We start from the raw sequence: 23,726 nt of genomic DNA on the forward strand, positions 1-23,726 counted from the left end.
TGCAGCTAGCAGCCTTGGGCTTGCGGCTGCCGCTAAGAGGTTTTGAAATGACTGAACGTCTGAATAACGACTTCCAGTTCATCGAAGTCGGGCGCAAGGATCCGAAAAAGAAGCTGCTGCGCCAGCGTAAGAAGGAGTTCGTCGAAATCTACGAACCCTTCAAGCCGCAACAGGCCTGCGAGCAGGCCCATCGCTGCCTGGGTTGCGGCAACCCTTATTGCGAGTGGAAGTGCCCGGTTCACAACTACATTCCCAACTGGCTCAAGCTGGTCTCCGAGGGCAACATTCTCGCCGCCGCCGAACTGGCGCATCAGACCAATACCCTGCCGGAAGTCTGCGGGCGCGTCTGCCCGCAGGATCGTCTGTGCGAGGGTGCCTGTACGCTCAATGATGGTTTTGGCGCGGTCACCATCGGCTCGGTGGAGAAATACATTGCCGACACCGCGTTCGCCATGGGCTGGCGCCCTGACATGTCCAAGGTCAAGCCGACCGGCAAGAAGGTCGCGATCATCGGTGCCGGCCCGGCCGGTCTCGGTTGCGCCGACGTGCTGGTGCGCAGCGGGGTTACCCCGGTGGTCTTCGACAAGAATCCGGAAATCGGCGGCTTGCTGACCTTCGGTATTCCCGAGTTCAAGTTGGAGAAAAGCGTTCTCAGCCGTCGCCGTGAGATTTTCACCGGGATGGGTATCGAGTTCCGCCTGAACACCGAAGTCGGTAAGGACGTGACCATCGACCAGCTGCTGGCCGACTATGACGCGGTGTTCATGGGCATGGGCACCTATACCTACATGAAGGGCGGCTTCCCGGGCGAAGACCTGCCGGGCGTGCACGATGCGCTGGACTTCCTGATCGCCAACGTCAACCGCAACCTCGGCTTCGAGAAATCGCCGGAAGACTTCGTCGACATGAAGGGTAAGAAGGTCGTTGTGCTCGGCGGTGGCGACACGGCCATGGACTGCAACCGCACCTCGATTCGCCAGGGCGCCAAGAGCGTGACCTGTGCCTACCGGCGTGACGCAGCGAACATGCCGGGTTCGCGCAAGGAAGTGAAGAACGCCAAGGAAGAAGGCGTTAAGTTCCTCTTCAACCGCCAGCCCATTGCCATTGTCGGCGAGGGCAAGGTCGAAGGCGTCAAGGTGGTCGAGACCCGTCTCGGTGCGCCGGATGCGCGTGGCCGGCGCAGCCCCGAGCCGATCCCGGGCTCCGAGGAAGTGCTGCCGGCCGATGCGGTGGTCATCGCCTTCGGTTTCCGTCCGAGTCCGGCCGAGTGGTTCGAAGGCCAGAACATCCAGACCGACAATCAGGGGCGTGTCGTCGCGCCGGAAATGGGTCAATTCAAGCACCAGACCAGCAACCCGAAAATCTTCGCGGGTGGCGATATGGTGCGCGGCTCCGATCTGGTGGTGACCGCGATCTTCGAAGGCCGCCAGGCGGCAGAAGGTATTCTGGACTATCTGGACGTTTGATTTCGCCGGGTGGGTCGAGGCTCTGCAATCACCGAGCAGTCTTAAGGTGGATGGAGAAAGCGTCATCCACCCTACGACTGGCTTGCCAGCCCGGACGCCCGTCAAAGCCTGATCAGAATCAAGCCCATGGATAAAAGGCACGGCGCTCGCCGTGCCTTTTGTTTTCCGCTTTGCGACAATGCCGCCACTCTTTTGCTGGAACCCAGACATGACTGCCTTGAAGAACGATCGCTTCCTTCGCGCCCTGCTCAAGCAACCTGTCGACGTCACCCCGGTGTGGATGATGCGTCAGGCCGGACGCTACCTGCCGGAATACCGGGCCAGCCGCAGCAAGGCGGGCGACTTCATGAGCCTGTGCATGAACCCGGAGCTGGCCTGCGAAGTCACTTTGCAGCCGCTGGAGCGTTATCCGCTGGATGCCGCTATCCTGTTTTCCGACATCCTCACCGTGCCGGATGCCATGGGCTTGGGCCTGTATTTCGAGACCGGCGAAGGGCCGCGCTTCAAGAAGGTTGTCAGCAGTATGGCTGACATCGAGGCGCTACCGATACCAGACCCGGAAAAGGACCTGGGCTACGTGATGAATGCGGTGCGTACCATTCGCCGTGAGCTGAACGGCCGCGTGCCGCTGATTGGCTTCTCTGGCAGCCCCTGGACCCTGGCGACCTACATGGTCGAAGGCGGCTCCTCGAAAGATTTTCGCAAATCCAAGGCCATGCTTTACGAAAACCCGCAGGCCATGCATGCGCTGCTCGACAAGCTGGCGCAATCGGTGACCAGCTACCTCAACGGGCAGATCCTGGCCGGTGCCCAGGCGGTGCAGATCTTCGATTCCTGGGGTGGCAGCCTGTCGGCGGCGGCGTACCAGGAATTTTCCCTGGCCTATATGCAGAAGATCGTCGATGGGCTGATTCGTGAGCACGACGGCCGCCGTGTGCCGGTGATCCTCTTCACCAAGGGTGGCGGGCTCTGGCTCGAGTCGATGGCCGAGAGCGGCGCCGAGGCCCTGGGCCTCGATTGGACATGCGACATCGGTGCCGCGCGTGCTCGTGTTGGTGACAAGGTCGCATTACAGGGCAACATGGATCCCAGTGTGCTGTTTGCCAAGCCGGAGGCGATCCGTGCCGAGGTTGGGCGCATCCTCGCGAGCTTTGGCCCAGGCGAAGGCCATGTGTTCAATCTGGGCCATGGCATCACCCCGGAGGTCGATCCGGCCAACGCCGGCGCCTTCATCGAGTCGGTGCACGAACTGTCGGCTCGCTATCACGGTTGATAGAGTCCTCCAGGAAAGAAAAGAGCCGCTTGTTGCGGCTCTTTTCGTTTGGGGCTGCCCGTTCAGGGCTGTTGATAATGCCCGGGTGTGGTGCCTGGCTTATGTTCATGAACCAGTTTGGTCACGCGAATATCGGTGATGCCGATCACCTCGGCCTGCTCCAGCACCTTGGCCTCATCGGCGCCCGCTTCGGGCATCACCAGGCTGTTCTCGGCATCGCCATTATGCAGCTCGATCAGGTGCCGGGCGGCGCTGCCCTGTGACATGCGCTCATCATCCGACTCGATGATCTGCACGCGCGGATCGTTCTGAAAGATGTAGTTGATTTCGAACTTGTGCGATGACTTGTCGAACATGGGCAGCTCCTTCGAGGGTGGAAAGGTCTGCTCTGTTGACTCGCGGGTCCAGTTATTCGTTCGGCAAAAGGCGACGGAGGGGACCTCGGTGGGCGATTGGGGGCGCCCGGCGTAACCGAGCGCCCCGGTGCGTTACTTGATCTTCGCCAGGTCGCCCTTGAGCGCGACGCCTGCCATGATCGCGCCGGCGTGGCATTCGTAGTTCTGGCTGTCTTTGTACTCGACGTGCTTGTAGTTGCTGGCGATGTCCACCACGGCGTTGGCGCCGGCAGCCTTGGCCGCCTGCTGCATGCCAATCAGCGCCGATTGCAGAGCCCAGCTGCACGCACCTTCGTCAGTCTTGTTGAAGGCATTGGTCTTCTTGCTGGTGGTCACGCCGCTGCGAATGATCTGCGCGCCCTTGGGGGTCTTGCCTGCGAGGTAGAACTTCACGCTGCCGTCCAGCTTGCCGGAGGCGGTGGCTTCGGCCACCACCTGATCGAATGGCAGGTAATGGGTGGTGTCGCGGGCCTGGCTGATTCCTGGCAAAGCACAGAGCACCAGTGCAACGCCAATCCATGTGTTTTTCTTCATTGCATTCTCCTTGCGGTGTTTTGGGGGGATTCAGGCCCAGCGGCGGAATATCAACGAGGTGTTTATGCCGCCAAAGGCGAAATTGTTGTTCATGACGAATTCATGTTGCATCGAACGTGGCGCCCCGACGAGGTAATCCAGCTCGCCGCAGCGCGGATCGATGCTATCCAGATTGAGCGTATGGATATAGCGGTCGCGGTTCATCATTTCGATGCTGAACCAGGACTCCAGCGCGCCACAGGCGCCCAGAGTGTGGCCGAAGAAACTCTTTTGCGAGCTGATCGGCATGGCTGAACCAAACAAGGCTTGCGTGGCCAGGGTCTCGGCGATGTCGCCCTGTTCGGTGGCGGTGCCGTGGCCGTTGACGTAGCCAATGGCTTCGGGCTGCAAGCGGGCATCTTCCAGGGCGAGCTCCATGGCGCGGCGCATGGTCAGCTGTTCGGGCTTGGTCGCGTGCTGGCCGTCGGCATTACTGCCGAACCCCACCAGTTCGGCGTGGATGGTGGCACCGCGGGCGAGCGCGTGTTCGAGCTCTTCGAGCACCAACATGCCGGCGCCCTCACCAATCACCAGGCCGTCGCGGTCGGCGTCATAGGGACGCGGTGTGGTATGCGGTGCATCATTCTTCAGGCTGGTCGCATAGAGTGCGTCGAATACCATGGCCTCGGTGGCACACAGCTCTTCGGCGCCACCGGCGAGCATCATCGGCAATCGGCCGAACTTGATCGCCTCGTAGGCATAGCCGATGCCCTGGCTGCCACTGGTACAGGCGCTGGAGGTGGGGATCACCCGACCGGTAAGTCCGAAGAAGATGCTGATATTCGCCGCTGTGGTGTGCGGCATCATGCGGATGTAGGAGTTGGCGTTCAGTCCGTCGGCCACGGAGTTGAGTAGCATATTGCCGAAGGCTTTGATCTCTTCTGTGCTGCCGGTGGACGAGCCACATGCGACGCCCATGCGACCGTCGCGGATCGATGCATCATCAAGCAGGCCCGCATGTTCGAGTGCCTGCTCGGCGGCCTTTACCGACAGCCGAGAGACTCGACCCATGCTGCGCAGCTGTTTGCGCGTCCAGTGGCTGGGCACGACGAAATCATCCACTGGCCCGGCCAGGCGGGTGTTGAGTTCGGTGAAGCGATCCCATTCGTGCATGTAGCGGATGCCGCTGCGGTTGCCGCTGAAGTTTGTCTCGATGGACGCCCAGTCGCTGCCCAGTGATGTAATACCAGCCATGCCGGTGACGACGACGCGTTTCATCAGCACAGCCCGCCGTTGACCGCCAGAACCTGACGGGTGATGTAGCTGGCTTCTTCCGACATGAGGAAATTCACCGCGCCGGCGACTTCTTCGGGCGTGCCCATGCGTTGAGCGGGAATCATCTTGAGCATTTCCTCGATAGGCAGATCGTCGTTGAGCATATCCGTATCGATCAGTCCCGGTGCGACGCAGTTGACGGTGATACGTCGTTTACCGAGCTCGACGGCGAGCGCCTTGGCGGCGCCGATCACGCCGGCCTTGGAGGCGCTGTAGTTGACCTGGCCGCGATTGCCGATCAGCCCCGACACTGAGGTGATGCAGACGATTCGCCCCGGTTGGCGACGACGAATCATCGGCATCGTCAGCGGCTGCAGAACATTGTAGAAGCCATCCAGGTTGGTGCGCATGACCAGATCCCAGTCATCCTCGGTCAGCGCCGGAAACGCGCCGTCGCGAGTGAGACCGGCGTTGCAGACCACGCCGTAATAGGCACCGTGCGCTTCGATATCGGCTTCCAGCTGCGTGCGGCATTGAGCGCGATCGGCGATATCGAACTGCAGGATGCGCGCCTGGCGACCCATATCCTGGATCTCTGCCTGGACGGCCTCTGCCTCGTCCCGTCGAGTGCGGCAATGCAGAACGATATCGTGACCGCTACGGGCCAGGCGCAAGGCGATGGCGCGGCCAATGCCTCGGCTGGAGCCGGTGATGAGGATACTGTTACTCATGGGCTGGGCTCTTGAAGGTAGCTCGCCACTTCAGGCGGGCGAAAAACGTTGAGACGCGCCTCGGCATGGATGCCGGGCCCGTCGAGATGGCATTCGAACACGCCCATGCCGTTGTCGTCCTGCAGCGAGCGCAGCGCGCGAATGCGCAGCGCAGTGCCAACAGGAAATCGCTCGACATCGCATTGAAAGCGGCGGGTGCCGAGCAGAAAGCCCAGCTCCACCGGCAGCCCGGCCTGACGTGCCTGGCAACCGGCGAACGCGGCGACCGTCTGCGCCATGATTTCGATACCCACCCAGGCGGGCAGGCTGCCGTCGGGCAGGTTGTACAGTCCGCCGGGCCTCACCTTCAAATGAGCATCGATGCTGTCCGCGTCGAATGCCTCGACCGCATCGAGCAGGATCATGTCTCCCGCATGGGGTATCAATTCGGCTACTGGCCAATCGATCATGGCGCGTCTCCCAGGATCAAGCTGATGTTGTTGCCGCCGAAGGCGAAGGAGTTGCTCATCATGCGACGTGGGCCTGCCGCCGCCATCGTCGTGCCGGCAGCGATCAGATCCAGGCGTGGCAGGTCGGCATCTCGCTGGCCGTCCCAGCGATGCGGTGGCAGCCGTTGGGCAGCGTTGTGCTCGGACAGGGTCAGCCAGCAGAACGCGGCTTCCAGCGCACCGGCGGCGCCCAGAGTGTGTCCGGTCAGCGGCTTGCTCGACGAACAGGCCACGCCAGCCGGAAACACCGCGGCGACTGCCAGGCTTTCCATGGCGTCGTTGTGCCAGGTGGCGGTGCCGTGAAGGTTCAGATAGCTGATTTGCTCCGCTTGGGTTGCCGTCGATGAGAGCGCCTTGCGCATCGCTTCGATGGCGCCCAGGCCCTGCGGGTCAGGGGCAGAAATATGGTGTGCATCGGAACTGGCACCACCGCCGAGCAGGGCGATCGGCGCCGGGTCGCGGGTCATCAGGAAGAGCGCGGCGGCCTCGCCGATATTGATACCGTCGCGGTTGATCGAAAACGGATTGCAGATGCGCTCGCTGGTCGCTTCCAGGGCGCTGAAACCCTGTAGCGTCAGATCGCAAAGACTATCAACGCCGCCACAGATCACCGCATCGCAAATGCCCATATCCAATAGCCGCTTGGCACTGAGCAACGCTCGAGCGCTCGAAGTGCAGGCGGTGGAGATCGAATAACTCGGACCGCTCAGCTGCAGCCGCTCGCTGAGAAAGCTGGCGGGAGCACAAAGCTCCTGATGACCGTAGTGATAGCTGGCCGGTAGCTGCCCGTGACGCACCAGGCCGGTGATGCCCTGAGTGGCTTCCTGAATGCCGGTGGTGCTGGTACCCATTACCACGCCGATGCGGGATGGGCCGAAGCGGGCAACGGCCTCATGCAGCTCGGCTTCGATCTGCTCGACCGCCGCGAGTAGCAGCTGATTGTTGCGCGTGGTGTGACGCAGCGGAGTGTCGGTGAGAGTGGGCAGTTCGCCAGTGACCGCGCCGACCGGCAGCTGGCGGCCGACGACCGCTTGCGCATAGGGCTGCATGCCCGAACCGTCACCGTCCAGCAGGCGCCGGGCTACCTCAGCCTTGCCGCGACCCAGCGCGCAGACCAACCCCAGGGCATTCAGGTAGGCAGTCATTGCTGGCGGGCTCCGGCAGGCGCGATGGGGGCGACACCATAGGACAGCCTCGGCCCGACGTCGAGTTCGAAACGGCCCTTCTTCAAATACCGAACCTGCCAGGCGGCCCCGTCGGCTGTGAGTGATCGCCCGTCCGACTGCTGAGTCCAGCGTGTATCGGCGTAGAGCTCATCCATCTGCTCGGCTGGGCTCAGCGCGAACAGCAATGCCGCGAAGAGCTCGCGTGCTTCGGGGTTAGGTGGCAGCAGGCCGTCCGCCTGCCAGTGACCATCGCGCAGCAGCTGGCGCGCCAGCGGAACGCCCAGCGGATCGAGCAGTGACCAGCGCACGGCGGTGCCTTCCCGCTGGATGACCAACAGCCAGTCGCGTGTCTCGTCCGCACTCCGGCGCTGGATATGCAACTGCATCGGCAACGTTAGCTGCGCCGTATGTGTCGGCAATGGCAGATGCTGGGCGCAGGCGCCGAGCATCAGCAGCAACGCGAGCCAGGCCAGGTGCGGTGTATGTCTTGCGATCATGCCGGACAACTCACGCCGGCACCGAGGGGCCGCACAGCTCGGCCAGCACCCGCAAGCGGCGTTTGGGTTCAGCGACATAGGGGTTAGCGGTGTCCCAGGCGTAGCCGGCGAGGATCGAGCTGATCATCCTGCGAATCTCCGGCTGGGCGTGTTCGTAATAGATTACGTTCTGGAAACTACTGTCGTACCAGCCCTCGACATAGGTTCGGAAGGTGTCCACGCCTCGCTTGAGCGGTGCGGCGAATTCGGTTTCCCAATCCACCGCTTCGCCCGTCAATTGGCGATGCAGAACGGCGGCCGCCATGCTCGCCGAGCGCATCGCGATGGTGACACCGGAAGAGAACACTGGGTCGAGGAATTCCGCCGCATTGCCCAGCAGGGCGAAGCCCGGACCGTGCAGTGCCTTGACGTTCGCCGAATAGCCGCCGATCAGCCGTGCCGGGGTGTCCCACTCGGCGTGCTGGAGGATGCGCTTGAGGTTGGGCGCCTCCAGCACGAATTCTCTGAGGCATGCGTCCAGATCCAACGGACGCCCTTCGTAGCGTTCGGCGCTGGCGACGACACCCAGGGAACAGCGGCCGTTACTGAATGGGATAGTCCAGAACCAAACGTCACGCAGCTCGGGATGGGTGGTAATGAGGATTTTTTCCCGATCGAACCGCGGATCGTCGATATTGTCCTGGATGTGGGTGAACACGGCACGACGCAGCGGAAAGCTCGACGGTGCCTCCAGCTCGAGCAGACGCGGCAGCACGCGACCGTAGCCGCTGGCGTCGAGAACGAAGTCCGCTTCGATGGCATATTCGCTGCCGTCCAGCCGACGCACCTGCAGACGCGGGCGCGAGCCATCGAAGTCGGCGGTGGTGATTTCCTCCTCGTAGCGGATCTCTACACCCTGCGATTCAGCCTGGTCGGCCAGCAGCTTGTCGAAATCGGCGCGTTGAACCTGATAGGTGCTGCCGTGGCCTTCGGTGAATTTGTCACGGAAGTCGAATTCGGTGTAGCGCTCGCCCCAGCCGAAGGCCGCGCCGTGCTTGGTCTGAAAGCCGGCGGCCTGTACCGCTTCGAGCATGCCGGCTTCCTCGATGAAATCCAGGCAATGCGACAGCAGGCTTTCGCCGATGGAAAAGCGCGGAAACCGCTGCCGCTCGATGATCAAGACGTCATGGCCCTTGCGCTTGAGCAGGGCGGCGGCGATAGCGCCGGAAGGCCCCGCGCCGATGATGACGACGCTACGGTGTTCTGAGTTCACTTAGACCTTCCTTGTTCGACGGGATGGAATGGATGGCTAGCAGGCGTGCCCGGCGGCCAGGACGGAATATCTGTTGCCAATAAGTCGGGGTGGCGCTCAGCCCGCTGAGGCGTCGACGCAACAATTCGTGAAAGCTGCGCCAGCGCTAGTTGTTGTTCGATCAACATCTGGCCTCCGTGCCCGGCTCGGCGGCCCAGGGCGCTAAAGCGAAGGCGAACACCAGGCCGAGCCCCACCGCCAGACCGAAGTTACTTACCGCGGGGGTGCTCGACAGGGCCAGCAGGCCGAACGACAGCCAGGTGGTTACCGCCGCCAGCAGGGTACCGACCAGACTCACCGCGGCGCCGCCGATTCGCTCGCGCATGAGGATGGCGTAGTCCACGCCGATCGCGGTGACCAGCAACAAGCCGAACAGGCCGAACAGGGTCAACGGCTGACCCAGCCAGCCCAGGCACGCCAGGCTGCCGAGCGCCGCCAGCAGCGGCACGGCCAGACAGCGCAACGCACCGCGCCAGCCGAACGGCAGACACAGCAGGGCGAAAATGAGCACGGCGGCGCAGAGTTTGAGCAACGCAGCCTGGCGCTGGGTCTCGGCAAAAAGGCGGTTCAGCTCCGCTGGCCGGTCGACCAGGCTGACCCCGCCGATGCCTTCGGCCAGACCGTGCAGCGCCGAGCTGTCGCGAAGCCCTTGCAGGCTGACCAGGCCGGCGACCGAGCCGTCACTTCGGGTGCCCAGCCACAAGGGGCGCCAGGGTTCGGCAAGTGGCCCGGCCAATACATCCTCGAGACCGATCACGGGTTGCGCCAGCAGGTCGGCGAGTTCCTTTTCCAGGATGTCGGCGGTGACACCGAGTTTCAGCAGGGGTTGGCTGGCTTCCAGCAAACGCGGCAGCGCGAGATGCAGACTTTCCTGGACGGTCGTCGAGGCGACCAACTGGCTCAGCGCGAGATAGCCGTGCAGTTTCTGCTCCGCCACCAGGTCATCGAGCCGCGCGGCGAGTTCGTCCTGGCGCTCCAGCAACTCATCGGGCGTTGCCGCGCGCACCAGAAAATACTGGCTGGTCGGCTCGAACCCCGTGATCGCGCCGATACGTTCGGCCTGCTGCTGCAGCGCGGGCGCGCGGCTGACCCACTGGCGCAGGTCATCCTTGAAGGACAGCTGGCTGATGCCGCCAATGCAGAACAGCACGAAGCCGGCCAGCAGCCAGGTCGAGGGAACCCGGCGCAGCAATGCCCTGCGCAGCGTCAATCCACGCTGAGCCCAGCCCAGCGGAGCGGCCCAGGGGCGCAGCGGCGCGTTCAGCAGCGAGGGCAACAGGCAGGTCGCACAGGCGAAGGCGCCGAGCAGGCCCGCCGCGGAAAACACCGCCACCTGGCTCAGCGCCGGGAACGGGGTGAAGCCCATGGCCAGGTAACCGATGACATTGGTCGCCAGCGCCAGCGCCAGGCCAGGGAGCGTCAAGCGCAGAGCCCGATAGGCGTGCCATGGCCGCAGGGTCCAGCTCTTGGAGAGGTAGTGCAGCGGAAAATCGATGCTGACCCCGACCAGACTGGCGCCGAGTACCAGCGTCAACACATGGATCTGACCGAACAATGCAATGCATGCGGCAGCACCGCTCAGTGCGCCGACCACCACGGGCAATGCCACCAGCAGGACACGCGGCGTACGGAACAGCAAATGCAGCACCGCCAGTGTGGCGACGAGCGAAACGCTGCCGATCAGGCTGGCTTCCTCACGTGCCTGGCGCTGGCCATACGCGGCATGCAGCATGCCGCCAGCGGCGAGCAGTTCGCCTTGTTCGGTCTCTACCCGATGGTGTGCAGCGCGAATCTGATCGTCCACCAGCAGAGGCAACTGATCGTCAAAGGCATCACCGTGGGTCTGCGCGTGAATCACCGCCCAGCGCTGGCCATGATGTTCGGCCACCAGTAGGCCATCGAGACGTGGATGGATATGGCCCGGTTGCGGCAGTTGTCGCTGCGCCAGATCGGCGAAACCGAACCAGTCCTGCTCGACCGGCACCAGGCTGGTACTTTCGAATGGGCTGTAAAGGCGTTGCAGCCGCCCTTGAACGAAGTCCTCGGGCGAGGCGATGAAGGCTTCTCGACTTGCCCGATCGAGCAGTGCCAAGCGCTGATCGAGCAACTGCTGACGCACCGCCGGCAGGTCGGCTTGCACCGAGCGGCGAACCTGGGCGAACAGGCCGCTGCCTCGGAGGTTGTCGGCGACTTCATCGGCCAGCGCGAAGGCCGTCGCTTCATCCGCATGATGAATCAGCACCATCAAATCGCGGTTCAATGGTTGCTGTACCCGTTGCTCGGCCAGTTGCTCCAGTTCGCCGGGTGCGCTGCTGGGCAGCAGTTTCAGCAGGTTGGCCGTGACCGGCGGGCCGCCGCGCCATTGCCATGCGGTCAGCGCCACCAGCCCGAGCAGTGCGATGAAGAACAGCCAGGAAAGCCAGGCCGGGAGCCTGAGCGCTTTGTCAGTCGGCGAAATCATGTTGCTCGCTGGGGCTCAACTGTTCGTCGACCTGGCTGTCGGTCAGCAACAGCAGGGTGCTGTCGCCCTGGGTTTCGAGCAGCTCGATGCGTTCGGCCGTCGGGCCGCCTTGAATGAGAATGCGGGCGAAAATCTGCCCTAGCAGTTTCGATCGAGGGGTTAGTGACAGCGCCCAGTTGTCCGCGGTGCCGCTGAGCTCCAGCTCGAAGTCGCGTTGCAGGGCCTCTGTGTCACCTCGCAGCACGGCGAGGAACAGATCGTTCTGACGCGCGGCGGCGCCCTGTTGATGGGTCGAGTGCCAGCCGCTGGCGTCGCGTCGGGCAACCCCCGAAGCGCTGATGCGGTAGTCCTGCTGCAGCGGTTCGCGCAAGAACCAGAGCAGGCCGTGGTCACGCGCCAGAACAAAGGCACCGGTACTGACGAGCGGCTGGGGCAGCGCGCGCAGGTATTTCTCCTGGGTGAAGTTGCCGCGAATGACTTCGGGCTCACTCAATTGGCGGCTGAGTTGCGTCAGATCGAAGGTGTCGGCGCGCGCGACCGCCGCCAGCAGCAGGCTCATGGTTAAGAGACTCGCAAGGCGCCTGGACAGTCGGATCACGATAGGGCTCGCTCCACGGCGTCGACGAAGACGATAGGCGACGCCAGCAGCATCTCGCGACTGGCGATCTCCACCGCGACCTGCACGGTGCTGCCGCGGGTCATGCGCTCACCGGTCTCGGCATCGCTGATCAGGTAATTGATCTTCAGCCGGTTCTCCCATTCCACCAGATCGGCACGAACGACGATGCGCTGGTTGAAGCGGGCGCCACGTATGTAGCGCAGTTGGACATCGATGATCGGCCAGGCATAACCGGCGTCGCGCATCTGTGTGTAGTTATGTCCGATCCGCTCCAGCAGGGCGCAGCGTGCGACTTCGAAGTACTTGATGTAATGGCCATGCCAGACCACGTCCATCGAGTCGACGTCGAAGAAGGGCACCAGAACCTCGACCTCTGCTTGCAGCACGCCGCCCTTACGCATAGAGCCCCCAGTGTTGCGCACGGATGCGTTGCAGGCACAGGCGCAGCTCGCCTTCCATCGCGCGGTCCTCGATCAGTGGCGGGAAATCCTCGCCCAACGCGGCGTGCATGGCCTGCAGCGGCGCGGGCAAGGGGCGTGTGCCCTGACTCCGTTGGCGCAGCCAGACACCTTGGTTGGCGGCGATCAGCGTGGCGGCGGCGACCTGCTCGGTCAGTTCCAGGCTGCGCAGCGCATCGCGCGCGGCGATGGTGCCCATGCTCACCTTGTCCTGGTTATGGCACTCGGTGGAGCGCGAGAAGACGCTGGCTGGCATGCTGTTCTTCAGCGCCTCGGCGGCCCAGGCGCTGGTGCCGATCTGCACCGCCTTGAAACCATGATTGATCATCGCCGTGGCGGCGGGCGCGCCGGAGAGGTTGCTCGGCAGGCCGTGGTTGTAGCGACTGTCGACCAGCAAGGCAAGCTGGCGATCGAGCAGATCGGCGACGTTCGCCACCAGATTCTTCAGGCTGTCCATGGCGAAGGCGATATGGCCGCCGTAGAAATGCCCGCCGTGAAGCACGCGCTCGTTGTCCGCGTCGATGATCGGGTTGTCGTTGGCGCTGTTCAGTTCGGTTTCGATGAACTGCCGCAGCAGGCCCAGGCTGTCGGCTAGAACACCCAGCACGTGCGGTGCGCAGCGCAGCGAGTAACGGTCCTGCAGGCGATGCAGCGGTGCGGTCGGCGCCTCGATGGCGAGGTCCTGGCGAATCCAGGCGGCCACCTGCGTCTGCCCGGGGTGCGGCTTGGCGGCGAACAATCGTTCATCGAAATGCTCGGGATTACCTTCCAGCGCGACGACATTGAGCGCTGTGATGCGGGTGGCCAGTTTCAACAGGTAGTCGGCACGGGCATAGGCGAGGCAGGCCAGGCCGGTCATCACTGCAGTGCCGTTCATCAGCGCGAGGGCTTCCTTCGGGCGCAGGGTCAGCGGTGTCCAACCAAGGTGACGATGCACCTCGGCGGCGCTGCGGCGTTCGCCGCCAAACATCACGTCGCGCTCGCCGGCCAGCGCCGCGGCGACGTACGACAGCGGCGTCAGATCGCCGCTGGCGCCCACCGAGCCTTCCTCCGGGATCAGCGGCAGGACGTCGAATTCGAGGAAGGCCTGCAGGCGATCGAGCAGCTCGATGCGCACCCCGGACATCCCGTGGGTCAGCGAACGCAGGCGCGCGGCCAGCACTGCGCGGGTGGCTTCGGCGTCGAGCAGCTTGCCGAGGCCGCAGCCATGAAAGGTGAACAGGTGCTGCGGCAGCGCTTCGACCTGATGCAGCGGCACGGCGACGACGCAGGAGTCACCGTAGCCGGTTGTCACGCCGTAGATCACGCCTTCCCGGTCGAGCAGGGTGTCGAGGAATTGCGCGCCGCGCGCGATGCGTTCACGGAAGGCCGCATCGGCCTGCAGCCGCGCCGGCGCACGGCGCTGGGCCACGGCGAGCAGGTCTTCGATGCGCAGGTGGTTTTCACCAAAGATCACGGGCTCAGCGTCGTTCATGGGTATTCCAGAAAGGGTAGAAATTGAACCATTGCAAGGGGGCCTCCAGGCAGCGTGCCGCCAGGCGATCGGCATAACGCTGCACCCACTGCTGCACCACCGCGTCACGCTCGCCGCGGCGCCAATGGATGCGCTCGGCGAAAGGCTCCAGATGGACATGGAACTGCTCGCCGTGTTTCAGGCAGAACAGCAGGTTGGCCGGGCATTGCAGTAGGCCGGCCAGCAACCAGGGGCCCTGAGGGAAATGGGCCGGCTGGCCAAGAAAATCGGCAGTCGCGATGCGTGTGCCGTGCAGCGGCACGCGATCACCGGCGATCGCCAGCCATTCACCGGCATCCAGCCGCCGTGACAGTTCCATCATGATAGCCGGGTCCAGCTCGCTGACCTGGATCAGCCGCAGGTGGCTTGCGCCCGACTGGTCCAGTAACCGGTTGAAGCGCTCGGCATGGCGTGTATGCACCAGCACGTTCATCTTCACCTTGCGGCCCATCTCGGCCAGCGCCCGGCAGATTTCCAGATTGCCCAGATGCGAGCCGACCAGCAGCTGGCCACGTGGTGCTTCGAGCTCGGCGTGCAGGTTCATTGGGTCGTGCAATACCAGTCTGTCGAGACCGAGGCGGCCTCCCCAGGCGTCGAGCTTGTCCAGCAAAGCATCGGCGAACAGGATGAATTGGCGGAAGACGGTGCGCCAGTTGGGTGTCAGATCGCGGCGACCGCTCCACTCGCTGAGGTGACGTTGATAGGTCCAGGCGCTCTGCCGGGCGCTGCGGCCGAACAGATAGAAATACAGCACGATCAGGTACAGCAGCGGCGCCATGACACGTCGGCCGAGCAGGCGCACGGCCGCCGCGGTGAGCTTCATCAAGGCGAAGCTGCCGCGTTCGCGATGTGCCGCCCAGTGGGTGCCCACGGCTTTCTCGCTCACCCGCGCCACCGACGCCGGAGCAGGGCCGGCGCACGCAGAAGCATGCCGCCGAACAGCCGCGCATGCATGGAGGAGATCAGCAGGTTGTCGCGCCACAGGCGGAAGTGCGATATGCCATCGGCCGGATAATGCACGCGCGTCGGCAGCCAGACCATCGGTTGCTCACGCCAGTGCAGGCGCACCAGGATTTCCGTATCGAAATCCATGCGCTGGCCCAGCGTGGTCGAGTCGAGCAGGGCCAGGGTTGGCTGCAGCGGGTAGACACGAAAGCCGCACATGGAGTCGCGAATCGACAGCGACAGGGTGTTGATCCAGACCCATACATGGGTCAGATAGCGCCCGTAGAGCCGACTTTTCGGCACGCTCGAATCGTACTCGGGGTAGCCGCAGACCAGCGCATCCGGGGCCTGGCTGGCGCGATCGAGAAACAGCGCCACGCCTTCCAGGTCGTGCTGACCGTCGGCATCGACCTGCAGGGCGTGGCTGAAGCCTAGGCGATACGCTTCACGCAACCCGGAGGCCACCGCCGCGCCCTTGCCCTGGTTTTCGTCGTGCCGCAGCAGATGCACCGACGGATGCTGCGCCAGCTCGTCGATGACCTGTGCCGCGGCGGGGCGGGAGGCATCGTCGACGAGCACGCAGTGCAAATCTTCGGCGAGCAGCGCGCGAACCACTGACGGCAGGCTGCGCTCGTGGTTGTAGACCGGTACCACCGCGCAGGGCTTGAACCAGTCGTCATCTACGGCCAGCGACAGCTGTTGATGGACGCCTGGCCGCGTGGGCGAGGCGTCAGTGGCGGGTGCGATCGGGGTGAGGGTGGTCACGGGTGTTCTCCCAGCAGAATGCGGCCGGACGAGCAGGGTGCATCGCCGTTGCGGTAAGCGAAGTGCAGCTTGCTGCGCTCGCGGTCGAAGCGCAGGGTCAGCTGCAGCTGATCGCCCGGGCGGGCGAGTTGCTGGAACTTGAGGACTTCCATGCCCTGAAAGCGCGGCGGCAGGTCGTCGATCAGCTCGCGGGCTAGGTCAATGGCCCAGTCTATCTGCACGACTCCAGGTAGCACCGGCGTCTGCGGGAAATGGCCGGTGAAATGCGCCAGGTCCAGCGGTACGCCCAGCTCGACGTGCCACTGATCATCGTGCCTGGACACGCCGAGGCGCTCGGGCTGCAGCGGGCGGGGCGCCTGCAGCAGCGTTTCAAGTTGCGCCTGCGGCAGCTTACCTTGGGCGTTGTAGGGCAGCTGTCGCACCAGTCGCCAGCGGCGCGGCAACGCCAGCGTCTCGCAGTGACTCGCCAGGTGGTTGCGCAGGGCCTCGGTCAGGGCGCGGCGGCCGCCGTTGCGCAGCGCATGCAGCCCGGCCTCGCTGAGGGCGACCAGCGCCGCGAGGTACGCGCGGTTGTCGACGACCACGCCGAGGCGCGCTTCACTGACGAAGGGGTGTGTGGCCAGGGCCGCTTCCAGCATCGGCAGGGAGACGCGTTTCTCTTCCAGCTTGACGATGCGGTCCAGCCGGCCGAGCAGTTCGAAGCGCCCATCGGACTCGATACGCGCCGCGTCAGCCGTCTGCTCGACATGGCCTGGCGGCAGACAGGGTGAGGCGATGCGCAGCGCGCCTTGTTCGTCCAGACTCAGCTGCACGGCGGGGAATGGCTGCCACAGGCTGCCTCCCTGTCGCCAGGCGATGCCGCCGGTCTCCGAGCTGCCGTAGATTTCCGTCGGTGCTTGACCGAGGCGCTGCTCCAAACGCTGCGCGGCCTGCGCGTCGAGTGGTCCGCCGGAGGAGAAAACCCTTCGCACGCTGCGCAGGGCTGGCCAGTCGAGGTTGTCGCCCATCCGCTTGAGCAGCGCCGGGCTGGCCACCCAACAGAAGCTCGCGTGCTGACGGCTGGCCAGTTGGATGTCTTCGGAGAAGGGCCGCGCACGGCGCAGAAAGGGCCGGCCGGCGCACAGCGGCCAGAGCACTCGGAACAACAGGCCGTAGATATGCTGGGCGGCGACACTGGCAATCATGCAGGCATCGCCGAGATCGGCCCCCCAGCAGGCTTCGAGTACCTCCACTTCGTTCGCCAACTGACGCAGGCGCTTGTCGATCAGTTTCGGTTCGCCGCTGGAGCCCGAGGTGCAGAGCAGCAATCGACACTGATCCAGATCCAACTTCGCCCCTTCGAGCGGCTCGGCCATGAGGTCGGCAATCCGCGCGTCGCCGTCCTGATCCGTCAACCAGAGATCGGCCTGATGGGCCAGCCGCGCGCGGCTCGCGGGCTGCAGATCGGCCGGGAGTAATACCGTCACGCCGGCTCGCCAGGCGCCCAGCAGGGCAATGGCCAGCTCGCCCGCATCCTCCAGATGAATCGCAAGGCGGGCGACACCGCGGTTACGCAGCCCAGCGGCCAGGCGCAGCGCTTGCTGTCGCAGCCCGGCATGGTCCAAGCCGGGGTCCAGTGTGACCGGGCGTGACTTGGGCGTTTGATCGAGCAGATGTTCGAGGGAAATCCAGTTCATTTAGCATTCCTGATGCGCTGGCGTACCAGCCACTCACCGGTGAAGAGCAGTCCCATCAGCAGATAGGCGATCAATCCGGTGTACAGCGTCCACCAGCTCAGCGGCGCCCAGAGCGCTAGACCGCTGGCGATGCTGGCGTTGACGACGAAATATCCCACCCAGACCCAGGTCACCCGCCGCGTGTAGCGCACCGCCGCAGGGGGAAGCTCCGGCTCGCTCAGCCGTGCGAAACGCTCGATGATCGGCATGCCGGAGCAGAGGCTGCCGGCAAACAGGCCGAGCAGCGCTAGGCTGATCAGCACCGGGTACCAGCGCAGCAGCGCAGGCTCGCCGGCTAATCCGAGCAAGAGGCAGAACAGCAGGGCTGCGGTTGCCAGTGTGCGGTTCAGAGGCGTTTGCTTGCCGCTGAACATCCGTGCCAGCCACAGCGCGCCGAGCAGCAGGGCGAACAGTCGCGGCGACAGATGCTCAAGACCCAGGTACACGGCGAACGGATAGGCGAGGCCAGCCAGCAACAGGCCGAGCGCAATCAGCCGGCTGGCGTTCGCCTTGCCTGTTCGTACGGGTGCTTGCATCCTGTGCTATCCGTTTGCGCGTTGGGCAGAATCGGAGCCGTTGCCCGGCCGCATGGGCGGGTGACGGCTGGCTTCCTTGACCGTGCGGCTCAAGCCGTTTGTGGATTTACCAGGCGATATACCGCCTCGACGACATCACCCACGGTGCGTACCGACTTGAATTCTTCTGCGGCGATCTTCTTGCCGGTCTGACGCTTGATGTGGTCGATCAAGTCGACGGCATCGATGCTATCGATTTCCAAGTCCTGATACAGATTGGCTTCGAGGCTGATGCGCTCGGGGTCGAGTTCGAAGAGTTCGACCAGCGCATCGCGCAGGGTCTGGAAGATCTCGTTGCGACTGTTCACGTTGGGCTCCTCCTCAGGCTACGGCGCGGTTGGCGCTGACGTAGGCGGCCAGGCTGTCGACACTGGCGAAATGCTTGCGGGTGTCCTTGGCGTCGGCGTCGATCTTGATGCCGAAGCGCTTTTGAATCGCCAGACCCAGTTCCAGCGCGTCGACCGAGTCCAGCCCGAGCCCTTCGCCGAAGAGCGGCTGATCGGCCGCGATGTCATTCGGGCCGAGGTCTTCCAGACCCAGGGCGTCGATGATCAGTTGCTTGATTTCAAGCTGCAGTTGGCTCATCGAGTGCGAGCTCCTTTATGAAGTGTCGGTGCAGATGGTCGTTGAGTCGCCGCGAGGCGATGGGCGCCGCTCCCTGTGCGGCGAAGGCCTGTGGGTCGATATCCTCACCGACGCGCAGGTGGAAGTGAAAACGTCTTGCCGGAATGCGATACCAGGGCTCGGCCTTGGTCAGGGTCGTTGGCGTCACGCTGATGACCACGGGTGTCACCAGGCGCGCGCCACGCAGGGCGATGGATGCCGCGCCGCGATGGAACTGCGGTGCCTGCCCAGGCGTGGTGCGAGTGCCTTCGGGAAAGATAATCAGCGTCTGGCCCTGTTGCAGTGCTTCGGCGGCTTCATCGAGCATCTCGGCGCTGCCGTTGTTGCTGATGTATCGCGAGGCACGGATCGGCCCGCGAGTGAAGGGGTTGTCCCAGAGGCTCTGCTTGACTACGCAATTGGCGTCGCGGATCAGCGCGATCAGCACCACCACGTCGATCAGCGACGGATGGTTGGCGATCACCAACTGTCCAGGGCGGCCGAGGCGCTCGGCGCCTTCGACTTCGTAGGTCAGCACGCCGCTGCGATACATGAACTGGACGAATAGCCAGAACAGCCGGCTCACGGTCTGACGTGCCCGACGGCGGCGCGTGGCGTGATCGCCAGGCAGCAGGCCAAGCAAGGGAAAGACGAGTAGCCGCAGACAGAGCCCGCCGAGACCGAACAGGGCGAACGATAATCCGGTCGCGATCAGACGCCATAGCCATGGCGCGCTGGGACGCTTGTTCAATGAGTCTGCTGCCAGTTCCATTGGCGTCTCTTCCATTGATGTTTGAAGGTGGCTTGGCCGTTGAGCAGTGCGCAGACCAGCTCGATTGCGTGCGGTCGCGGTCGCGGAGTGGCGTCGTCACCGGCGGCTTCGAGGCTCAATTGCCAAGAGCGGCCCGGCTTGAGCAACAGCGCCACGGCATAGGGAAAACTGACGTCGCTGATCCAGGGTCGATAGACGGCGGGAGTTTGGTCTTCGGCAACTACCACCAGCACGGCCGGCGCGCCTTCGCCGAGCAGCATGGACGCCTCGAGCACTGCATGTTCCAGGCCGTCGCCTTCGGCGGCGAGCGCGGTCATCTCGCTGGTGTCTTGCTGTTGAATCGACCAGAGGCCGATGACCGCGTTGTGCACCGACAGGCTGAATTGAGTGGGAGAAAGGGGTTCGCCACCTGCCAGATCATTGAGGAGGGCAAAAGTGCGTGCGGTTTCTCCGTGGCGCGAGGCATACACCATGGGCATCGGCGGCTGCCCGGCGGCCAGCGGTGCAGCCACGGCGAACACCATGCGTGCCAATCGGCTGAGCCGTCGACGTTGCATGGCGGGCAGGAAGCTGACGTCCGGCTGTGCGTCGCTGCTTTCGAGGTCGTATGAATCCCGAGCCCAAATCGCCCAGTCATCAGCGAGTGCCAGACCTGGAGCCCAGGCCTGCCATTGATCGATATCGAATTGAATCACGCGTGAACTCACCGGCTCGTCCTCGAGCCTTGTTATTGGCGTGTCGACGTCCCTGTAAAGCGACTATCGGTAAATGTCTGCCGTGAAAATGGCGGCATTATCCGATCGTGATCGGGCTGAGGCAAACGTTGCTTGAAATATCCTGATAAGAGGTAGGCTGCATTCCCGGAACCAGAAGCCAAACCTGTGGTCTGTAGCTGGTTTTACGTGCCTTCGCCGTTACGCAGGGTGCATCGGACTTGCACCGTTAGGTGGTTCTCAGGACGTGATCACGCCCTGCTGCTGGATCCACGCCAACAATTGCGGCAACGGCAGTGCGCCGCTTTGGCGTGAAATCTCCCGCCCTTGCTTGAACAGGATCAGACTCGGAATCGAGCGAACGCCGAGCTGGGCCGACAGCTGCGGGTTGGCTTCGCTGTCCAGCTTGGCCAGCCGGCAGCGGCCCCGCAACTGCGCAGCCGCCTGTTCGAAGATCGGCGCGAAACTGCGACACGGCCCGCACCAGCTCGCCCATACGTCCACCAGTAACGGCAAGTCGCCCTTGATTTGATTGGCGAAGCTCGCCTGGCTCAGTTCGAACGGGGTGTCGCTCAATACCGCGGCTTTGCAACGGCCGCAGCGCGGTCCCTCAGTCAATCGGCCGGCGGGGATGCGGTTGAGCCCAGCGCAGTGCGCACAGGGGACGACGAGGGCGCTCATAGATAATCTCCACACGGTGACATGCCGACTATTTAAGTGGAGGCGTGCGGTGGGATATCAAGTCTGCAGCTGAAGTCCAGATGGCTGGTTCGCTGTCGCCTGCGGCGCCATGGCTGCCTCACGTTCAGTACCAGCAGTGCCAGTTGGCCCGACCGCCTCCGGTAGCGCATTGCTCTGGCACCTCAGGACCTGCGCTCTCCCGATGATGCCCGATGCATCCCGGTGAGCAGCGGCATGCGCTGGCGGATCAGTTCGCCGAACAACCGCAGTTTCGCGGGATAGCGGCGTGCATAGGGGTAGATCAGGTATACCGGCAACGGCGCCGCCTGCCATTGCGGTACCAACTGCACCAAACGACCTTCGGCAATGTCCTGGGCCACGATCCAGGCCGAGCAGACGCAGGCGCCGAGTCCCGCCAGTGCCGAGTTGCGCAAGGCGTAGAGGCTGTCGGTGCTCACGCGGGGTTGGATGGTGAAGCGATGGTGCTGGCCGTCGGTCAAACAGGTCAGGGCGACCTCGTCGTGGTAGTAGGTGCGCAGAGCTAGCCACGGCAGTTGCGCGAGTTCCTCGGCGGATGCTGGCATAGGCCGGTCGCCCAGCAGCGTCGGCGAGGCGACCACGATCCGTGGAACCTCGCCGAGAGGGATGGCCACGACGGCGGGGTCATCCACCACTCCGACCTGAATCGCGCAATCGATGGCCTCGGCAACGAAGTCCGGTCGTCGGTCGTGGAGCAACCATTCGACCGCCACTTTCGAATGGCGACCCAGGTATTCGCTCAGCGGCGCGATCAGTTGGTCCTGGCCAAAGGCGTGCGGGACCTGGACGCGCAGCGTGCCACGCGGCTCGTCTCGGGCGCCCTGCAGCTCGGCCTCCATCTCCTGCCAGCTTTCCAGCAACGCCTTGCCGTAGCCATAGCAGCGCTCGCCATCGCCGGTCAGCTGCATGCTGTGGGTGGATCGCTGCAGCAGCTGTAAGCCCAGCGATCGCTCCAGGGCCTGGAGGCGGCGGCTGATGGTCGGTTGGGTGGTCTTGAGCTGCTCGGCGGCGGCCGAGAGGCTGCCGGCCTCGACGATCCGAACGAAGGTACGCAGCAGTTCGAGTCGATCGATTGATGTGTTTCCAGTCATGCGCGTGACGTATATCAGATTTGCCGTGAAGCCTACTACAGGGCCCTGCTTCACGCTAAGACAATGACACCCTCGCAAACAGAACGGATTTTGCCATGACTTCCATGCAGAAGGCGTATGCACCCGCCCCGCTCAAGGAACCATCCCGCGCCATGGTCGCCCTTCTGGCCACCGGAGCCGGGCTTAGCGTCGCCACGCTCTATTACAGCCAGCCGATGCTGGGTGTGCTGGGGCCTGACATAAACGCCAGCGAAAGCGCCATCGGCATGGTGCCGATGCTTACCCAGCTAGGCTATGCGTTGGGGATCCTGCTGCTGGCTCCGCTGGGTGATCGTTACGATCGGCGAAAGATCATTCTGTTCAAGGCCGTGGCGTTGACGCTGGCGCTGCTGCTCAGCGGTTTTGCGCCCGGGGTCGGCTGGTTGCTGATCGGCAGTCTCGCCATCGGATTGTCGGCAACCGTCGCGCAGGACATCGTGCCAGCGGCGGCAACGCTGGCGCCCGAAGCCCAGCGCGGCAAAATCGTAGGAACGGTAATGACCGGCCTGTTGCTGGGCATCCTGTTGTCCCGGGTGATGAGCGGCGTGGTGGCGGAGCAGTTCGGCTGGCGTACGGTATATGGACTTGCCGCGGTTTCGATCTCGCTGGTCTGCCTCGGGGCCTGGCGCAGCCTACCGCGTTTTGCGCCGACCACCTCGCTGGGTTATGGCGCACTGCTTGGGTCGATGTTTCAGCTCTGGTTGCGCCATCCGGCGCTGCGTCGTGCCGCCTTTGCCCAGGGCTTGTTATCGGTGGCATTCAGCGCATTCTGGTCGACCCTGGCGGTGATGCTGCACGGCAGCTTCGGATTGGGTAGCGCGGCGGCTGGCGCCTTCGGTTTGGCTGGTGCGGCTGGCGCCCTGGCCGCACCCTTGGCCGGGCGACTGGCCGATCGCCGCGGCCCGGAGCGTGTCACCCGCCTGGGAGCGGGCTTGTCCGCCGCGTCGTTCGCAGTGATGGGATTGGCGGGTGCACTACCTTTCGACGTGCAGTTGGGACTGATCATACTGGCCGCCATCGGTTTCGATTTCGGCGTACAGGCGACACTCGTGGCTCACCAGACGATGGTCTACGGAATCGAACCGGCTGCCCGCAGCCGCCTGAATGCGGTGCTGTTTACCGGCGTGTTCATTGGCATGGCGCTGGGTGCGGGCCTGGGTAGCCTCGTGTTGGCTCAGTGGGGATGGCCCGCGGTTATGGTAGTGGCGACCCTGGCATCAGTTGGTGCGCTGGTCGTACGGCTGGGGGCTGGCAAGAGGCTGCGCAGCTAGTCAGCGAGGGGAGGGAGTGTGCCTCGGCAGTCTCCAAAGCAGGACTTATGCTTGATGCCGGCTCCTCTCGAACAAGGATTCAATGCTCGTTAAGGTCGTTATCGCGTGCCACATGCACGAGAGGAGGTGAGCGACGCAGAACGGGCACCTCGCTGGCCCGGCATGATCAGCTGGATTCCCTCAGCTATCTGCCAGAGCCAGCTCGCTGATCAGCATTCCGCACGACACTCGGAAAAGCTGATCCCCTCGCCTGATCGTAAGCGGCCGCCTGGCCGCGATCACCGCTCCCCTGTCGAGCATGCGATCGATGTGAGTGCGCAACTGATGGTATTGCCTGGTGTAGTCCCGGTTCATGTAGCCCTCCGCTGCTA

Annotated in this window: 26 protein-coding genes; 3 read left to right on the top strand and 23 right to left on the bottom strand. The window is 63.9% G+C overall.

From position 1 onward, the window contains the following. The first annotated feature begins 47 nt into the window (after nt 1-47). Both UF78_RS02530 and hemE read left to right on the top strand, forming a co-directional pair. Nucleotides 48-1,466, top strand: a complete 1,419-nt coding sequence (locus UF78_RS02530; protein ID WP_045160498.1) for an FAD-dependent oxidoreductase — start codon at nt 48-50, stop codon at nt 1,464-1,466. A gap of 208 nt (nt 1,467-1,674) precedes the next feature. Then, nucleotides 1,675-2,739, top strand: a complete 1,065-nt coding sequence (gene hemE / locus UF78_RS02535; protein WP_045160499.1) for a uroporphyrinogen decarboxylase — start codon at nt 1,675-1,677, stop codon at nt 2,737-2,739. 62 nt (nt 2,740-2,801) lie between these two features. Here the strand turns inward: hemE and UF78_RS02540 are convergent, their stop codons facing one another. From UF78_RS02540 to UF78_RS02645, 23 genes are all read right to left on the bottom strand, one after another. Beyond that, complete coding sequence (locus tag UF78_RS02540) at nt 2,802-3,095, bottom strand: hypothetical protein (RefSeq protein ID WP_045160500.1); 294 nt, start codon at nt 3,093-3,095, stop codon at nt 2,802-2,804. A 132-nt stretch (nt 3,096-3,227) separates the two neighbouring features. Next, nucleotides 3,228-3,668 (bottom strand): hypothetical protein, encoded by a 441-nt coding sequence (locus UF78_RS02545; protein WP_045160501.1) that lies wholly within the window; start codon nt 3,666-3,668, stop codon nt 3,228-3,230. 30 nt (nt 3,669-3,698) lie between these two features. Next, a complete protein-coding gene (locus UF78_RS02550; RefSeq protein WP_045160502.1) occupies nt 3,699-4,925 on the bottom strand; it encodes a beta-ketoacyl-ACP synthase in 1,227 nt (408 codons plus the stop codon). Continuing rightward, nucleotides 4,925-5,653 carry a 3-oxoacyl-ACP reductase FabG gene (gene fabG / locus UF78_RS02555; protein ID WP_045160503.1) on the bottom strand — a complete coding sequence of 243 codons (729 nt, stop codon included), beginning with the start codon at nt 5,651-5,653 and terminating at the stop codon, nt 4,925-4,927. Before fabG ends, UF78_RS02550 begins: the two co-directional genes overlap by 1 nt. Beyond that, the gene (locus tag UF78_RS02560; RefSeq protein ID WP_045160504.1) at nt 5,650-6,102 is read right to left on the bottom strand and encodes a hotdog family protein; all 453 of its coding nucleotides are present in this window, start codon (nt 6,100-6,102) and stop codon (nt 5,650-5,652) included. Before UF78_RS02560 ends, fabG begins: the two co-directional genes overlap by 4 nt. Then, complete coding sequence (locus UF78_RS02565) at nt 6,099-7,286, bottom strand: beta-ketoacyl-[acyl-carrier-protein] synthase family protein (protein ID WP_045160505.1); 1,188 nt, start codon at nt 7,284-7,286, stop codon at nt 6,099-6,101. Before UF78_RS02565 ends, UF78_RS02560 begins: the two co-directional genes overlap by 4 nt. Next, nucleotides 7,283-7,804: a DUF3261 domain-containing protein gene (locus tag UF78_RS02570; protein WP_045160506.1), complete on the bottom strand. Its 522-nt coding sequence runs from the start codon at nt 7,802-7,804 to the stop codon at nt 7,283-7,285. The genes UF78_RS02565 and UF78_RS02570 overlap by 4 nt, the downstream gene beginning before the upstream one ends. Before the next feature lie 10 nt (nt 7,805-7,814). Beyond that, nucleotides 7,815-9,056: an NAD(P)/FAD-dependent oxidoreductase gene (locus tag UF78_RS02575; RefSeq protein WP_045160507.1), complete on the bottom strand. Its 1,242-nt coding sequence runs from the start codon at nt 9,054-9,056 to the stop codon at nt 7,815-7,817. Further along, a complete protein-coding gene (locus UF78_RS22820) occupies nt 9,053-9,223 on the bottom strand; it encodes a hypothetical protein (protein ID WP_155397590.1) in 171 nt (56 codons plus the stop codon). The genes UF78_RS02575 and UF78_RS22820 overlap by 4 nt, the downstream gene beginning before the upstream one ends. After that, nucleotides 9,217-11,556 carry an MMPL family transporter gene (locus UF78_RS02580; RefSeq protein ID WP_045160508.1) on the bottom strand — a complete coding sequence of 780 codons (2,340 nt, stop codon included), beginning with the start codon at nt 11,554-11,556 and terminating at the stop codon, nt 9,217-9,219. Before UF78_RS02580 ends, UF78_RS22820 begins: the two co-directional genes overlap by 7 nt. Then, nucleotides 11,540-12,115 (bottom strand): outer membrane lipoprotein carrier protein LolA, encoded by a 576-nt coding sequence (locus UF78_RS02585; protein WP_045160509.1) that lies wholly within the window; start codon nt 12,113-12,115, stop codon nt 11,540-11,542. The genes UF78_RS02580 and UF78_RS02585 overlap by 17 nt, the downstream gene beginning before the upstream one ends. A gap of 35 nt (nt 12,116-12,150) precedes the next feature. Continuing rightward, nucleotides 12,151-12,576, bottom strand: coding sequence for an acyl-CoA thioesterase (locus UF78_RS02590; RefSeq protein WP_045160510.1), 426 nt, complete (start codon nt 12,574-12,576; stop codon nt 12,151-12,153). Then, complete coding sequence (locus tag UF78_RS02595) at nt 12,569-14,107, bottom strand: HAL/PAL/TAL family ammonia-lyase (RefSeq protein WP_045160511.1); 1,539 nt, start codon at nt 14,105-14,107, stop codon at nt 12,569-12,571. The genes UF78_RS02590 and UF78_RS02595 overlap by 8 nt, the downstream gene beginning before the upstream one ends. Beyond that, a complete protein-coding gene (locus UF78_RS02600; protein ID WP_045160512.1) occupies nt 14,094-15,032 on the bottom strand; it encodes a glycosyl transferase in 939 nt (312 codons plus the stop codon). The genes UF78_RS02595 and UF78_RS02600 overlap by 14 nt, the downstream gene beginning before the upstream one ends. Further along, nucleotides 15,029-15,856 (bottom strand): glycosyltransferase family 2 protein, encoded by an 828-nt coding sequence (locus UF78_RS02605; RefSeq protein ID WP_080890536.1) that lies wholly within the window; start codon nt 15,854-15,856, stop codon nt 15,029-15,031. The genes UF78_RS02600 and UF78_RS02605 overlap by 4 nt, the downstream gene beginning before the upstream one ends. Continuing rightward, entirely contained in the window at nt 15,853-17,532 is a 1,680-nt protein-coding gene (locus UF78_RS02610) for an acyl-CoA synthetase family protein (protein ID WP_045160513.1), read from the bottom strand. The genes UF78_RS02605 and UF78_RS02610 overlap by 4 nt, the downstream gene beginning before the upstream one ends. Continuing rightward, entirely contained in the window at nt 17,529-18,107 is a 579-nt protein-coding gene (locus UF78_RS02615; RefSeq protein WP_045160514.1) for a membrane protein, read from the bottom strand. Before UF78_RS02615 ends, UF78_RS02610 begins: the two co-directional genes overlap by 4 nt. Nucleotides 18,108-18,196: 89 nt before the next feature. Next, nucleotides 18,197-18,454, bottom strand: coding sequence for an acyl carrier protein (locus UF78_RS02620; RefSeq protein WP_021207071.1), 258 nt, complete (start codon nt 18,452-18,454; stop codon nt 18,197-18,199). Nucleotides 18,455-18,467: 13 nt separating this feature from the next. Next, nucleotides 18,468-18,731 carry a phosphopantetheine-binding protein gene (locus UF78_RS02625; protein ID WP_021207070.1) on the bottom strand — a complete coding sequence of 88 codons (264 nt, stop codon included), beginning with the start codon at nt 18,729-18,731 and terminating at the stop codon, nt 18,468-18,470. Continuing rightward, nucleotides 18,712-19,521, bottom strand: coding sequence for a lysophospholipid acyltransferase family protein (locus tag UF78_RS02630; RefSeq protein WP_045160515.1), 810 nt, complete (start codon nt 19,519-19,521; stop codon nt 18,712-18,714). Before UF78_RS02630 ends, UF78_RS02625 begins: the two co-directional genes overlap by 20 nt. Then, nucleotides 19,497-20,216, bottom strand: a complete 720-nt coding sequence (locus tag UF78_RS02635; RefSeq protein ID WP_045160575.1) for a beta-ketoacyl synthase chain length factor — start codon at nt 20,214-20,216, stop codon at nt 19,497-19,499. Before UF78_RS02635 ends, UF78_RS02630 begins: the two co-directional genes overlap by 25 nt. A 258-nt stretch (nt 20,217-20,474) precedes the next feature. Then, nucleotides 20,475-20,915 (bottom strand): thioredoxin TrxC, encoded by a 441-nt coding sequence (gene trxC, locus UF78_RS02640; protein WP_045160516.1) that lies wholly within the window; start codon nt 20,913-20,915, stop codon nt 20,475-20,477. Nucleotides 20,916-21,097: 182 nt separating this feature from the next. Continuing rightward, a complete protein-coding gene (locus tag UF78_RS02645) occupies nt 21,098-22,045 on the bottom strand; it encodes a LysR family transcriptional regulator (RefSeq protein ID WP_045160517.1) in 948 nt (315 codons plus the stop codon). 95 nt (nt 22,046-22,140) lie between these two features. On the opposite strand from UF78_RS02645, the gene UF78_RS02650 reads away from it, so the two are divergent. Beyond that, nucleotides 22,141-23,355, top strand: a complete 1,215-nt coding sequence (locus UF78_RS02650) for an MFS transporter (RefSeq protein ID WP_045160518.1) — start codon at nt 22,141-22,143, stop codon at nt 23,353-23,355. Nucleotides 23,356-23,726 lie beyond the last annotated feature (371 nt).

It is taken from the genome of Stutzerimonas stutzeri (assembly GCF_000952685.1).
Taxonomy (GTDB): domain Bacteria; phylum Pseudomonadota; class Gammaproteobacteria; order Pseudomonadales; family Pseudomonadaceae; genus Stutzerimonas; species Stutzerimonas stutzeri_E.

Bases quoted from the DNA above. Each gene is read 5' to 3' on its own strand.
- UF78_RS02540 (WP_045160500.1), bottom strand. From the start codon at position 3,095: ATGTTCGACAAGTCATCGCACAAGTTCGAAATCAACTACATCTTTCAG.
- UF78_RS02625 (WP_021207070.1), bottom strand. From the start codon at position 18,731: ATGAGCCAACTGCAGCTTGAAATCAAGCAACTGATCATCGACGCCCTG.
- UF78_RS22820 (WP_155397590.1), bottom strand. From the start codon at position 9,223: ATGTTGATCGAACAACAACTAGCGCTGGCGCAGCTTTCACGAATTGTT.
- UF78_RS02650 (WP_045160518.1), top strand. From the start codon at position 22,141: ATGACTTCCATGCAGAAGGCGTATGCACCCGCCCCGCTCAAGGAACCA.
- UF78_RS02645 (WP_045160517.1), bottom strand. From the start codon at position 22,045: ATGACTGGAAACACATCAATCGATCGACTCGAACTGCTGCGTACCTTC.
- UF78_RS02615 (WP_045160514.1), bottom strand. From the start codon at position 18,107: ATGCAAGCACCCGTACGAACAGGCAAGGCGAACGCCAGCCGGCTGATT.
- UF78_RS02595 (WP_045160511.1), bottom strand. From the start codon at position 14,107: ATGAACGACGCTGAGCCCGTGATCTTTGGTGAAAACCACCTGCGCATC.
- UF78_RS02545 (WP_045160501.1), bottom strand. From the start codon at position 3,668: ATGAAGAAAAACACATGGATTGGCGTTGCACTGGTGCTCTGTGCTTTG.
- UF78_RS02570 (WP_045160506.1), bottom strand. From the start codon at position 7,804: ATGATCGCAAGACATACACCGCACCTGGCCTGGCTCGCGTTGCTGCTG.
- UF78_RS02580 (WP_045160508.1), bottom strand. From the start codon at position 11,556: ATGATTTCGCCGACTGACAAAGCGCTCAGGCTCCCGGCCTGGCTTTCC.
- UF78_RS02630 (WP_045160515.1), bottom strand. From the start codon at position 19,521: ATGGAACTGGCAGCAGACTCATTGAACAAGCGTCCCAGCGCGCCATGG.
- fabG (WP_045160503.1), bottom strand. From the start codon at position 5,653: ATGAGTAACAGTATCCTCATCACCGGCTCCAGCCGAGGCATTGGCCGC.
- UF78_RS02530 (WP_045160498.1), top strand. From the start codon at position 48: ATGACTGAACGTCTGAATAACGACTTCCAGTTCATCGAAGTCGGGCGC.
- UF78_RS02560 (WP_045160504.1), bottom strand. From the start codon at position 6,102: ATGATCGATTGGCCAGTAGCCGAATTGATACCCCATGCGGGAGACATG.
- UF78_RS02610 (WP_045160513.1), bottom strand. From the start codon at position 17,532: ATGAACTGGATTTCCCTCGAACATCTGCTCGATCAAACGCCCAAGTCA.
- UF78_RS02590 (WP_045160510.1), bottom strand. From the start codon at position 12,576: ATGCGTAAGGGCGGCGTGCTGCAAGCAGAGGTCGAGGTTCTGGTGCCC.
- trxC (WP_045160516.1), bottom strand. From the start codon at position 20,915: ATGAGCGCCCTCGTCGTCCCCTGTGCGCACTGCGCTGGGCTCAACCGC.
- hemE (WP_045160499.1), top strand. From the start codon at position 1,675: ATGACTGCCTTGAAGAACGATCGCTTCCTTCGCGCCCTGCTCAAGCAA.
- UF78_RS02550 (WP_045160502.1), bottom strand. From the start codon at position 4,925: ATGAAACGCGTCGTCGTCACCGGCATGGCTGGTATTACATCACTGGGC.
- UF78_RS02565 (WP_045160505.1), bottom strand. From the start codon at position 7,286: ATGACTGCCTACCTGAATGCCCTGGGGTTGGTCTGCGCGCTGGGTCGC.
- UF78_RS02585 (WP_045160509.1), bottom strand. From the start codon at position 12,115: ATGAGCCTGCTGCTGGCGGCGGTCGCGCGCGCCGACACCTTCGATCTG.